This window comes from Psychrobacter sp. Cmf 22.2 (assembly GCF_001921745.1).
In the GTDB taxonomy this organism is placed as follows: domain Bacteria; phylum Pseudomonadota; class Gammaproteobacteria; order Pseudomonadales; family Moraxellaceae; genus Psychrobacter.
Genome location: NZ_MRYA01000001.1, coordinates 238,747 through 252,376 on the forward strand (window position 1 = coordinate 238,747; position 13,630 = coordinate 252,376).

Below are 13,630 nucleotides of genomic sequence, written 5' to 3' on the forward strand. Positions count from 1 at the left end.
TTTATTTTATTCAATATATAAAATGGCTTCAATCTCAACGACGCCACCCTTTGGTAGGGCAGCAACCTGTACGGCAGCACGGGCTGGGTATGGCTCGCTTAAGTTTTCGACAAAGACCTCATTAAGGACAGCAAAGTCATTTAAGTCAGTCAAGGATACGTTAAACTTTACCACGTCGCTTAAGCTACCACCGGCAGCTTCACAAACGGCTTTTAGGTTAGCAAATACTTGCTTTGCTTGCGCTTCAAATCCGTCACGTAATTCCATCGTTTTAGGGTCAAAACCAAGCTGGCCTGAGATATATACGGTATTACCGACTTTTACGGCTTGTGAATAGGTGCCAACAGCTGCTGGGGCTTTATCAGTTTGGATGGTTTGACGGCTCATATTATATCCTTGTCTTATTTTTACTGGTTTAGTTTGCAAGAGTTTTTGCTAGAAGCTAGCAGGAGAGTCTAGCATTGTTTTAGATTTTTTTAAATTCATACAAAGAGTAACGCACGCTTATACGCTTATAGCTGGTATAAACGCACGATATTGGGAAAGCCAAGTAAAGAGCGCAGTTCACGAATACCTTGGGCCAAATGATCGCGGCTACGGACAATAACATGAACGATGGTGTCGCTGCTACGTACATCGACAGTTTCGACACCGATATTGAGCTGACGCAAGTGGTAGATGACTTCACTGATTTGTTCATCGCTAAGAGCGATAGACAGCTTTAAGTAAGCTGGGAAACGAATCTTTCCATTTTGCTCTTCTTCTTCACTTTGTTTGATCGCTTTATCCCTACGCCAGCGTAACTGTATGACCTGATAAGGATTGTCTTTACGGATATCATCAAGCGAGAAGCACTTATGACGATGGACGACCAGACCATGACGTGATAGATGTCCGACGATAGGGTCTCCATAGATAGGATGACAACAATTGGCAAAATCAATCTCAACACCAGCAGCATTTGCAATCAGCTGCTGCGGTTGTACCATGCCATTGTGGTGTCGTTGAGCCTGTAAGTTGCTGACCTCATCACTGAACAAACGTGACACTACAAGCTGCGGTAGTAGAGTGCCAGAGCTTATTTGTTCAAAAAGAGCACTTTTCTCTGGCAAGCCGCGCCATTCAATAAGGTTTTGCCAGTCGCTATCCGTCAAGTCGTCGAGGTTTTTTTGGTAGGTTTTTAGTGCGCGATCCAAAGCCTGTTGACCATGATGCTGTTTATCAGCTGCGGATAAGTCTTTAAACCAACGTAATATCTCTTCACGGGCTTTATTGGTAACGACAAACCCAAGCCATTCAGCTTTTGGTTCTGAGTGACTATTGACTTCGATTTCGACCAGCTGGCCGTTTTTGACTACGGTACCCAGTTTGGCTTTTTTGCCATCGATATTGGCTCCGACTGCCACATTACCGACCATAGGGCCCACAGCGTAAGCAAAGTCTAGTGCTGTTGCCCCTTGCGGTAGCTCATAGGCACGGCCTTGCGGACTATAGCAAATGATTTTGCTAGAATGCAGATAATCCATCAGCTCGTTAATGGTAGAAACAGCCGCGGTGAAGTCAGGACTGTTTTCATCTAAGGTTTCTTCATCGACCAAGTCTTTCATGTTGCGTAATGAGGCTTGAATGACAGATCGACTTACATCAGATGCATGTTCTGCTCCGATAACCCCAAGTCTGGCTGCATTTTGCATCTGTTTGGTCAAGATAGTGACTTTTACAAAATCATTATCACGTTCATAAATCAAGGTGAGTGATTGATTACCGCCAGGTAATGGTCTGCGTATATTGTCCTCAATATGTGAGTCGTCGATCTGATACTTTTTGATCAAGTAATACGCCAGCTTGTCACAAGCTTCTATATTGTCCAGCACAATCTCAAACGCATAATGGCGAAGTAGGGCATTGATTTCACCGCGATTGCGGAAAAATTGTCGGTATATAACCACACGATTATCTAATACCTTTACATGACCGCCAAGCCCTAGATTATTGAGGACTATAGTCAAATAACGATGGATGGCCTCTCTTTGAAAATTACGTCCTAGACCGTGCTGTAACAATTTATCAGATAACTTATTATACATGTCAGAATTAAGGTTGCGATAACACAAGACTTCAATGTAATCAGCAATATCATTAAGACCCATCAAGCGTGCGAATGGCACATAAAAATCTAAGGTCTCTTGGGCAGTAGCGCGCTGCTTTTCAGGGCGAACCGCATCAAGCGTAGACATATTGTGCAGACGGTCGGCAAGCTTAATGATTAGCACGCGTGGATCATTTAAAGTTGCAGTGAGGATTTTATGAAAAGTAGCTGCTTTGTTTTGCTGCTTATTATGAGTAGAGGACTTAAGCTTGGTGACGCCATCGACCAGTCTTGCAACGACCTTGCCATATCGCTGTTCAATCTGCTCATCACTAACTTCTGTGTCCTCGACCGTATCATGCAAGATTGCTGCAATGATAGTATCTCGATCTAGCCGAAAGCCGGCCAATATCTCAGCGACCGCTATGGGATGAGTAATATAAGGCTCACCTGATTTGCGCCGGTCTTTTATGTGCGCAACATCGCCAAAGGCACAAGCATCTATAATGTCGTGACGCTCAGCTGCACATAAATACCCAACCGAACGCAGTAAATTATACTGAGCTTCATCAACCAGATGGTGACTGAGTTTGGGTAGGGTTTGGCTCATAGAGTGGCGATCCTATTGTTCGTTACATGACTGGTAGTTAATGCTGAACCAGTTTTAATGCATCTGATGACTTAATGCTATATATATGGGTGGGACGATGGTAGCAGCGAGAATTATATTTATAAAGAGTAGTTAAGCCACAAACTCTTCATTCTCTGTTTTCTTGGTTGCAACGCCACCCTCTAATTAATCTTAAATTGCGCTGAATGTCAACTACTAAGCACATAGACAGTTTAAAAACTTTTAAGCTGTAATAATGGTTAAATGCTGTTTGCAAATATATTTTGTTAACAATCGTTTAGAAAAATATGGCCAGTATAAACGGCAAAAACCACAGCATGACACTGTGGTTTTCCTGTGGTTCTATTAGGGCTTTTATTATTGAGTCTTTGTTATAGCGTCTGATTTGAGCTTTAGTACAGATTATATGGCAATCGCTCAGACAAAAACAAGACTGTACTGCATAACTCTAGAAGCTATGATCGCCTGATAATGCTAAATCCAGTGAGCTTGTAGCAAAATTATGCTCCGGCTGGTTTAGGATGTCACGCGTAATCTTGCCAGCGGCAATTTCACGTAATGCCAATACTGTCGGCTTATCGTTGTCGACTTCTACTAAAGGTTCAGCAATACCTTTTGCTAGCTGACGAGCGCGTTTACTGGCAACCAATACCAATTCAAAGCGATTATCAACATTCTCTAAACAATCTTCAATCGTTACTCGTGCCATAAATAGCTACCTCGGTTGTTTTTATCAGTAACGAACATGGCTCGCCACTCAATAAAAATAGTATCAAAAATATAAGGGATAACAACTGGCTATTATAGCATTTATTTACCCAAGCGCGCAGTTGCTTTTTACGTCCCGTATTTTAAACGCTATAGAGTTAAATATTCGACTTATGATTGGTCAGCTGGGTCTAATAATAAGTTTGTGATAACGCGGCTATAACGCTGCTGTTGTCGTCTTAGCGTTTGTCTATCGGCTACGATGATAGATTTTAGCTCTGTTAATGCCACCTCAAAATTGTCATTGATCACCACATAGTCAGCATGTACATATTGTGACATCTCATTGACTGAGCCTGCTAAACGCTGTTCAATGACATCGTTGCTGTCTGTTGCGCGTGTTGATAGACGCTGACGTAACGTCGCTACGCTTGGTGGTAAGATAAACACCATGATTGCTTCAGCAAATATCTTTTTGACTTGCAGCGCTCCTTGCCAATCAATCTCCAAGATAACATCGACGCCTGCTTCTAACTGCGTACGCACGCTTTGCTCTGAGGTACCATAATAGTTGCCAAATACTTCTGCATGCTCCAAAAACTGACCTTCAGCGATAGCTTTAGTAAAAACATCGACACTAGTAAAGTGATAATGATGACCGTCAATTTCCCCAGGTCGCGGCTGACGGGTAGTATGAGAGACACTGACAGTCAGATCGTTGGTGGTAGCAAGTAACTGTTTGACCAGTGAGGTCTTGCCAGTACCAGAGGCTGCAGTAATAATAAACAATGAACCTGTCATACAGTGTGTCCTAGTAATAAATGAGTAATCAAATAAGTAAGCAGATAAAGACTGGTAAAAAAAGAAAATGCCATCATGTAAAACGATAGCAAGTACGACTAATAACAATTACGTCTACTTTAATAATTATAAACTGCTTTTGATATCGTCGTATTGATGAGTAAACCTGTCAACGTTATGACGATTGCGACTATGGTATTTTAGAAGGCAATAAAAGCAAATTATGCTAAAGTAGCGTATTGTTCCACTCTAATTTTTTGAATTCAAGTTTAGAATCTAAATTATCTAATGATAGGCCGTCTTATGCAAATTTATCTTGCTAATCCACGCGGATTTTGTGCTGGTGTGGACCGCGCAATTGCGATTGTTAACGAAGCATTAACGCGTTTTGAGCCCCCTATTTATGTACGTCACGAAGTTGTACATAACAAGTTTGTGGTTTCAGACTTAGCCAATCGCGGTGCTGTATTCGTTGAGGAGCTCAATGAAGTGCCAGATGGCTCAATCGTTATTTTCTCAGCGCATGGCGTCTCAAAAGCCGTTGAAGATGAGGCAACACGCCGTGACCTGACTGTATTTGATGCCACTTGTCCGCTAGTCACTAAGGTACATATCGAGGTCGCAAGATTTGCGCAGGATGGTATGGATGCAGTGCTGATAGGCCATGCCGGTCATCCTGAAGTTGAAGGTACAATGGGACGCTTTAACCGTCGTCATGGCGGGCAAATACATCTGGTCGAAAACGAGGGCGATGTCAAAGAATTGACGGTACAAGATGCCGAACGTTTAGCGTTTGTTACCCAAACCACGCTGTCAATGGATGATACCGCGCGTGTCATCGATGCATTACGCGACAAATTTCCTAGTATTCAAGGGCCACGCAAAGATGATATCTGCTATGCCACTCAAAACCGACAAGACGCGGTCAAAGATTTGGCTGGACGCTGCGAAGTCGTTTTGGTGGTAGGCTCACCAAACTCATCGAACTCTAATCGTCTACGTGAATTGGCAGAACGTATGAGCTGCCGCGCTTATTTGATCGATAATGCCAGTGAGATGAATCGTCAATGGTTTGAGGGGATTGAAAGTGTTGGGGTGACTGCTGGCGCGTCAGCACCTGAAGTGTTAATTCAAGAAGTACTACAACAGCTTCAAGACTGGGGTGGTGATTTGCCCAGTGAGTTGTCAGGTATCGAAGAAAACGTGACGTTTAGTTTGCCAAAAGCGTTACGTATCCCAGTTACCCAAGTAGGTAAATAGGCAAAATAACATGAAAAAACAGAAAAAAAGATTTGTATTGTCAGAGGCGACACTTGATGAGATTAACAGACAATTAACAGTTAATATGTTTGTCATTGGGCTGCTGGTCATGTTGCTTGGTCTAAACACAGTGCACTTTATAAAAGAGTACAATCTTTTTTACGGACTTCTAATCGCCACTGTCATTTTCTTATTGTTCTTGATGATAAAGAGCCGCAAGATTCTTAAGATGAAAAAACAAGAGTTTACTAAATAGGGCGTAAAAATAGATCAACGCCCAAGTATTCTATAGGTTATACAACCCTACTATATCTGAAAATACTATAACTAAAAACACTACATCTAAAAACACTACATTCAAAAACTAAGGATGGTTATGTCAGCTTACTATAAATTTATAAACCGCGAGCAACAAGCCGATGGTAGTTGCGTAGCACACTATCAACCAACCAAGCATGCACAAGGCGCTTGGAACGAGCATGAGCAGCATATGGCGCCAGCGACTGGGTTATTGACTGTCGAATTGGAAAAATTTTTACCGCAGGCCAATATGCGTATTGCTCGTATCAGTCTTGACATCTTAGGACTGATTCCACTTGATGAGTTTACTGTTACTACCCGTTGTATTCGTCCAGGCAAGACTATTGAATTAATAGAAGCAGTCATGAGTAGTCGTGGTCGTGATTGTATTATTGCGCGCGCTTGGCGTTTGATGACTCAAGATACCAGTGCTGTCGCAGGACTAGAAGATCAGAAGGCCTTGCATCAGCCAGACGAGCTGCCTGTTTGGGGAGATATGAAAGGTTGGCCGGGCGGTTTTATTGAAAGCGTGCGGTTGGTCGCTGCTCCAGAGCGTCGGCCAGGCAAGGGTATGGTCTGGATAACCAATGATATCGAAATGGTAGCAGGTGAATCCACTGATGACTTGGTCCATCTTTTGGGTATGGTTGACACGGCTAATGGCGTCGTACCTCGACTTGGCATAGAACTGTCAGCTGCTCAATGGATGTTCCCAAATACTGATTTGCAAATTCATATGCATCGCGCACCGAAAGGTCGCTGGCTTGGTATCGAAGCGGTGCAACAGTACGGCGATGATGGGATAGGACTGACCAGTGCAGTATTGCATGATGTACATGGGCCTTTTGGTCGCAGTGAGCAAATTTTGACGATTCGCCCAATGCCGCACTAATTATAACTGATATGTAGTTGGTCGACTTGACTCAAATTGAGTACCATGAAGGACCTATTTTATGTTAAGAGCCAATTTTATGTTCTAAAAATCAAAACGGAAACATGCGTTTAATTTATTATACTAATAATTGAAAATCGGTTCTAATAGGAATTAGTAAGACAATAAGTCATATATAAGATGCAATGATGGATGTCAGTCTCTAATTTATTCCTTAAAGGAGCCCTACAATGAGCGATAAAAAATGCCCTTATGATCCTACCCAGCTCACCATGAGTAATGGTGCCCCAGTGGTAGATAACCAAAATAGTATGACCGCAGGTAAGCGCGGTCCATTACTGGCACAAGATTTATGGCTTAATGAAAAGCTGGCTGATCTCAATCGTGAGGTGATTCCAGAACGTCGTATGCACGCTAAAGGCTCTGGTGCGTTCGGTACTTTCACTGTTACCAACGATATTACTAAATATACTCGGGCCAAAGTTTTTAGCGAAGTTGGCAAGCAGACTGAGATGTTTGCGCGTTTTAGTACCGTTGCAGGTGAGCGCGGGGCAGCCGATGCTGAGCGTGATATTCGTGGCTTTGCGCTAAAGTTTTATACCGAAGAGGGTGTTTGGGATATGGTGGGTAACAATACCCCAGTATTCTTTGTCCGTGACCCGCGCAAGTTTGCAGATTTAAACAAAGCGGTAAAGCGCGACCCACGTACCAATATGCGTTCTGCGACCAATAATTGGGATTTTTGGACACTATTGCCCGAGTCTTTGCACCAAGTGACTATTACGATGAGTGATCGCGGCCTGCCAGCTTCGTATAGACATATGCATGGCTTTGGCTCGCATACTTACAGCTTTATCAGTGCTGATAATGAGCGTTACTGGGTAAAATTCCATTTTGTCACTCAGCAAAGTATCAAAAACCTAACTGATGCTGAAGCCGAAGCACTGGTCGGAATGGATCGTGAAAGTCATCAAAAAGATTTGTATGATGCTATTGAAAACAAAGACTTTCCAAGATGGAAAATGTATGTGCAAATCATGCCAGAGGTAGAGGCGGATCAAGCGCCTTACCATCCTTTTGATTTGACTAAAGTATGGCCAAAAGGCGATTATCCACTAATAGAAGTGGGTGAGTTTGAATTAAATAAAAACTCTGCCAACTATTTTGCAGATGTAGAGCAAGCGGCTTTTGCACCTAATAATCTTGTACCAGGTATCAGCGCTTCACCAGATCGCATGCTACAAGCTCGCTTATTTAGCTACGCTGATGCTCAGCGCTATCGTTTGGGCGTCAATCACAAGCAAATTCCAGTGAACAAACCACGTTGCCCTGTGACAAGTAACCAGCGAGATGGCCAAGGCCGTGCCGATGACAACTATGGTAGCCTACCGCACTACGAGCCTAACAGCTTTAGACAGTGGCAAGATCAGCCTGACTATGCTGAACCACCACTCAAGATTGATGGTTATGCCAAGCATTACGATTTTCGTGAAGACGACAGCGACTACTTTAGTCAACCACGCGCATTGTTTAATCTGATGAATGATGAGAAAAAACAGATGCTTTTCGACAATACTGCAAGAGCAATGGGTGATGCTCTAGACTTTATTAAGTATCGGCACATTCGCAACTGTAACTGGTGTGATCCTGCTTATGGAGAAGGTGTTGCCAAAGCATTGGGTATGACCGTTGAAGATGCCATGGCAGCGCGTGATTCAGATCCAGCTTGTCATTTGCCAAGCTGTCTATAGACTATAAATTATGTAAATTTATCTAAAAGCCCCGCCTTAGGAAACTAGGGCGGTTTTTTTATGACTAATAACTGTTTTTGCTGTATTTAAGCTTGAAATTTTTGCCCATGACCCTATTTGATTAAACAGCCTAGCAGTATTTACCGTGCAGTTTTATCTATAAGTTGCGCTTATCTGCTGGTACTTGATGTTCTTGTATTTAATCTATGCTGGCAACAGCATTTTTGGTATAAATAATAGGAGTTTTTATGAGTGAACAGGCCCAAGCGGACAATAAAAATACTGATAACCTTAATACTAATAACAGTACCGCTAAAGAAAGCACCCCTGAAATAAAAAAGCATACTTTTGAAGCAGAAGTGGCGCAGCTTCTGCATTTGGTGACGCATTCGCTCTATTCTAATGCCGATATTTTTGTGCGTGAGTTGGTCTCTAACGCCTCGGACGCTTGCGACAAATTGCGCTTTGAGGCGACCAATGACGATAGTCTTTATGAAAATGATGGCGAGTTAAAAATTCGTATCGCTGTTGATGAGGACGCTAAAACAATTACTTTTACTGATAATGGTATTGGTATGAATGAGGCGGATACCATCGAAAACTTGGGTACGATTGCCAAGTCGGGCACCAAAGCATTTTTAGACAAGTTATCTGAATCTCAAAAGCAAGATGGCCAATTAATCGGGCAGTTTGGTGTTGGTTTTTACTCAGGCTTTATCGTGGCCGATACCATTACAGTTGAGTCACGCAAAGCAGGCGAGCCTGCGGATAAAGGCGTGCGCTGGGTATCAGATGGTACTGGTAGCTTCACCGTTGAGATAATCAACAAAGCAGAACGTGGCACCGCTATTACTTTGCACTTAAAAGAAGAATATAGCGCAGGCGAAGACAACTATCTAGATCGCGGCAAAATCAAGCGTTTGGTTAACAAATATTCAGACCATATCAGTTTGCCCATTCAGATGCGTAAAGAAGTCTGGCAAGAAGATGTCGCTGATGACAGTGACGATTCGGAAGAAAATAGCGCACCTAGTGGCGGTGAGATGGTACTTACCGATGAGTGGGAAACCATTAATAAAGCCAGTGCGCTATGGACTCGCTCGGCATCTGAGATTGAGGATGACGAATATGTCGATTTCTACAAAAACATCACTTATGACATGGATGCACCATTGACTTGGACGCACAACCGCGTTGAAGGCCGTGTGCAATATACGCAGCTACTGTATATTCCCAAAAAAGCGCCGATGGATCTGTATACTCGCGAGCAGCAGCATGGTCTCAAGCTTTACGTCAAACGCGTCTTTATTATGGATGATGCCGAGCAGTTGTTACCGATGTATCTACGCTTTGTCAAAGGGGTTATCGATTCTGCAGACTTGCCACTGAACGTCAGCCGCGAATTATTACAAGAGTCGCGTGATGTAAAATCTATCCGTGATGGTAACGCACGCCGAGTTCTGACCATGCTAGCTGGTCTTGCTAATAGCGAGGATAGCGATAAACAAGAAAAATTCGCTCAGTTCTATAGTGAGTTTGGCGATGTGATCAAAGAAGGTCTTGGCGAAGACATGGGCAACCAAGAACGTATTGCTAAGCTACTGCGTTATGCAACCAGTACGAACGATAAGGTTGTAACCAGCTTTGAGGACTACAAGGCACGTATGAAAGATGGGCAAAAAGCCATCTATTATCTAACGGCTGACAATTTGGCTGCTGCAAAAAACAGCCCACAACTTGAGCTATTTAAGAAAAAAGGCATCGAAGTTATTTTGATGACCAGCCGTGTGGATGAGTGGGCGATGAATTTCTTAACCCAATTTGATGAGACACCGCTACAGAACATCGCAAAAGGCGCGGTAGATTTAGGTGACTTGCAAGACGACGAAGAAAAAGCAGAAGCTGAAAAGGCACAAGAGACCATGAAGCCAGTTGTCGATAAGTTAAAAACGACGCTTGGTGATCGAGCTAAAGATGTCAAAGTGTCAACGCGCCTAGTTGATAGCCCAGCTTGTTTGGTCGTAGGTGAAGGTGAGTTGTCACCACAAATGATACAAATGCTGCAGCAAATGGGACAGGAAGTACCAGAGAGTAAGCCTACACTTGAGGTGAACCCTGATCATCCACTTATCCAAAAGCTTGAGAGTAGCGAGCAATTTGATGACCTTGCTCAAGTAATCTTTGATCAAGCGTTACTGGCAGACGGCGGTCAACTTGAAGATCCAGCTGCCTATCTTAAACGCGTGAATGAGTTATTGATGAAATAACGTCTGTTAATTGCATTAAAAAAGGTCTTGAATACAAGGCCTTTTTTTTGTTCAATCTTTAGTCCAATACTTTATGAGGTATTTTACAAATTATACTTATAGTCTTAACTGACAATCCGTTACAATCGCGATAGATTAGCAAGATAAACTATGAGGTTATGTTATCAGTATGTTGATAACCATTTGTCTCGACTAGATAGAGGTCTAAGTATTTGCCACTCTCTTCGCTAAAAACTGTTTCTCTTCAGCGCTTTTCACTCAACTTCGCTGCCAATATTATTGCTGCCCTTTGGATGCTGGTAGGGTCAACACGCGCGTTTTCTTGGGTAAAACCAACTTTTATACAATTTGTTTTATTCGCCTCATTAGCTTTAGGCAGCAACGTCTTATTTTCTTGGTTGGCTGCTGAAACTGGTAGTGTCTTTAATGAACAAGGACTAGTCAGTTACTTAATTTGGCCCGCTATTATTTCTTTGGCCGGTATTGTTCTGGCGCGGCGTTCTGGTAATCATACGTTGGTGTTCGTACCAGTGGTGCTATGGTTGGTTGCTGATACCTTATCTGCATTGTTGCAAAGTATGGTACAGGTTTTGGGCAGTCATGGATGGTTACCCAATTGGAGCTATTCTTTTTTACCGATATTGTTTTTAGTATTGTTCTTATGGCAAACATTAGCATTGTTATGGATATTTGCCCGAAGACTGCGTACCCCTTGGTGGGAGCGAATTATTATTTTATTGGGAGCAGTAGCATTACTAACCATTTGGCAACGCAATGTCGCAGATCAACCTATCTTTAAGCAGATACCCATACAGCCTGTGTTAGAGGAAGCAGCACTGTATGAGCAACCACGTTTATTACAACAGGCATTGGCAAGTATTGATCCAAACGTACCAGGCCAGAATGACTGGTATTTTATGGGAGTTGCAGGATTTTCTGAGCAAAATGTTTTTCGCTCTGAGATCAATAAGGTGCGAGAATTGTTTGATGTACGTTTTGGCACTAGTGGTCATTCGTTGGCACTCATTAACAATACATATAGCTGGTTGGATGAGCCAATAGCGACTAAGACTAGTATCTTACAAGGGCTACAAAAAATTGGTCAGCGAATGGATGCTGATGAAGATGTGCTATTTATGGCGTTATCCTCACATGGTGACCAAGACTTTATCCATTTATCTAACCCACCACTTGATATGGACAATCTGGATGCCACATGGTTACGAGAGGCGCTTGACGCTTCGGGCATTCGCTGGCGTGTGATCGTAGTATCAGCTTGCTATTCTGGCTCATTTATTGATGAGTTAATTTCGCCAACGACTGTAGTGATAACGGCTTCAGCCGCTGATAAAATGTCGTTTGGCTGTACCAATACGGCAGAAATGACTTATTTTGGTCAAGCGTTTTTTGCAGAAAGCCTACGTGAAAACACCAGTTTTGCCGCAGCCTTTAAAGATGCCAGTCTACGTGTCAGCGAGCGTGAAAACTTTATGGGCTTTGAGTCATCAGACCCGCAAATGGTGGTCGGTAGTTTGATGAAATCAGCCTTGCCAGCATTTGAAAAAGTATTGTTTGATAAAGCGCGTGCCCCAGTAGAGCGTCTTACTAATAATACGGAAGCCAGCGACCCTATGCGTGACGTTACTACCAATAATGATGCCATCAATGGTAACAAAAATATTGCTATGCCCAACGCAGAGTAATAAATAAGCGTCATTTGTTTGACTCATAGCATTGATCTACTACGCCAACCATTATTAAAAGCTTGCGTGCTCGCGCTTTTGGTTTTGCTCACAATGACGTATCTTTCGTTTTACTTATCACTACGTCCATCATTTGTGAAAATGTTATCATTGTCTTATTGGTTGACGCAATAAAACATGGTTTATTTTAAGTTTAATAAAAAAGGATAGTCATCATGAGTAATTCTTATAACAATAGCTTACCTGCCAACACTCAGCTCACACAAAAAAGCGTGAACCGCTGCTTTGATGGCGAACAGCATTATTACAGTCATCAGTCTGCGACGACCAAAACGCCAATGACGTTTAGTATCTACTTACCAGATGAAGCGCTGGCAGGAAAGGTCTGTCCTGCCATTTTGTATCTGTCGGGTTTGACTTGTAATGCTGACAATGTCACTCATAAAGCGCATTTTCAACAAAGATGTAGCGAGCTTGGTATGATATTTATTGCGCCAGATACTTCTCCTAGAAGTAGTGAAGATATCGAAGTACCAAACGATGAGCGTTATTTTGTCGGTCAAGGCGCAAGCTATTATGTCGATGCAACTTGTGCACCATGGGCAGAAAACTTCAATATGCAAAGTTATATCGTCAATGAGTTATATGATTTGCTTCGTTCTGAGTTTCCTATTAGCAGTATCGGTGTTACAGGACACTCTATGGGTGGTCATGGCGCATTATTACTCGGTTTTAAATTCCCAAGTAAGTTTGTCAGTGTTTCAGCGCTATCCCCAGTAAGCGCGGCCAGTGAGTCAGCATGGGGAGAGGCCGCTTATACAGAATATTTCGGTGATGACAAAGCGCAGTGGACGCAAGCAGACGCTGCTCAAACCATTAAAAGTGTCGGTCGCCAATATTCAAGCATCTTAGTTGATCAAGGGGGCGCTGATAACTTCTTAGCGGAAGGGCAGTTGCAAACATCCAAACTCCAACAAGCTTGTGAAGAAGTATCACAACCCCTGACGTTACGTTATCAAGCGGGACATGATCATAGCTATTACTTCATCCAAACTGTGATCAATGACCACATTGACCATCACTGGCGTATGGCACAACTATGCTAGTTCGTTTTTTTATCGCCTATTTATAAGTTTATGATTAATAATGATTTATAAAGTCATTTATATGACTGTATTGTAGAGAGACTGGTTGGTCGATAGTTTAACCAAGCGTTATTATTACTATA

11 protein-coding genes are annotated in these 13,630 nt (G+C 42.7%); 7 read left to right on the plus strand and 4 right to left on the minus strand.

Annotated features, from left to right (window positions below; all coding sequences use genetic code 11):
* Window positions 1-6: 6 nt before the first annotated feature.
* The 4 genes from BTV98_RS01030 to gmk form a co-directional block, all read right to left on the minus strand.
* A complete protein-coding gene (locus tag BTV98_RS01030; protein ID WP_058369372.1) occupies window positions 7-387 on the minus strand; it encodes a RidA family protein in 381 nt (126 codons plus the stop codon).
* 125 nt (window positions 388-512) lie between these two features.
* On the minus strand, window positions 513-2,699 hold the full coding sequence (locus tag BTV98_RS01035; protein WP_058369371.1) for a bifunctional (p)ppGpp synthetase/guanosine-3',5'-bis(diphosphate) 3'-pyrophosphohydrolase: 2,187 nt from the start codon (window positions 2,697-2,699) through the stop codon (window positions 513-515).
* A gap of 469 nt (window positions 2,700-3,168) precedes the next feature.
* Window positions 3,169-3,429: a DNA-directed RNA polymerase subunit omega gene (rpoZ, locus tag BTV98_RS01040; protein ID WP_058369370.1), complete on the minus strand. Its 261-nt coding sequence runs from the start codon at window positions 3,427-3,429 to the stop codon at window positions 3,169-3,171.
* A gap of 170 nt (window positions 3,430-3,599) precedes the next feature.
* A complete protein-coding gene (gene gmk, locus BTV98_RS01045) occupies window positions 3,600-4,229 on the minus strand; it encodes a guanylate kinase (RefSeq protein WP_058369369.1) in 630 nt (209 codons plus the stop codon).
* Window positions 4,230-4,532: 303 nt separating this feature from the next.
* Here gmk and ispH point away from each other — a divergent pair, with 303 nt between their 5' ends.
* The 7 genes from ispH to fghA all read left to right on the plus strand — a co-directional run bounded on the left by ispH (window position 4,533) and on the right by fghA (window position 13,508).
* Complete coding sequence (gene ispH / locus BTV98_RS01050) at window positions 4,533-5,489, plus strand: 4-hydroxy-3-methylbut-2-enyl diphosphate reductase (protein WP_058369368.1); 957 nt, start codon at window positions 4,533-4,535, stop codon at window positions 5,487-5,489.
* 10 nt (window positions 5,490-5,499) lie between these two features.
* Complete coding sequence (locus tag BTV98_RS01055) at window positions 5,500-5,745, plus strand: hypothetical protein (RefSeq protein WP_058369367.1); 246 nt, start codon at window positions 5,500-5,502, stop codon at window positions 5,743-5,745.
* A gap of 120 nt (window positions 5,746-5,865) precedes the next feature.
* Window positions 5,866-6,681, plus strand: coding sequence for a thioesterase family protein (locus BTV98_RS01060; RefSeq protein ID WP_058369366.1), 816 nt, complete (start codon window positions 5,866-5,868; stop codon window positions 6,679-6,681).
* A 230-nt stretch (window positions 6,682-6,911) separates the two neighbouring features.
* Window positions 6,912-8,432 carry a catalase gene (locus tag BTV98_RS01065; protein ID WP_075102741.1) on the plus strand — a complete coding sequence of 507 codons (1,521 nt, stop codon included), beginning with the start codon at window positions 6,912-6,914 and terminating at the stop codon, window positions 8,430-8,432.
* 248 nt (window positions 8,433-8,680) lie between these two features.
* Entirely contained in the window at window positions 8,681-10,699 is a 2,019-nt protein-coding gene (htpG, locus tag BTV98_RS01070) for a molecular chaperone HtpG (RefSeq protein WP_256713807.1), read from the plus strand.
* 212 nt (window positions 10,700-10,911) lie between these two features.
* Window positions 10,912-12,402, plus strand: coding sequence for a C13 family peptidase (locus BTV98_RS01075; RefSeq protein ID WP_058369363.1), 1,491 nt, complete (start codon window positions 10,912-10,914; stop codon window positions 12,400-12,402).
* A gap of 215 nt (window positions 12,403-12,617) precedes the next feature.
* On the plus strand, window positions 12,618-13,508 hold the full coding sequence (gene fghA / locus BTV98_RS01080) for an S-formylglutathione hydrolase (RefSeq protein ID WP_075102742.1): 891 nt from the start codon (window positions 12,618-12,620) through the stop codon (window positions 13,506-13,508).
* Window positions 13,509-13,630: the final 122 nt, after the last annotated feature.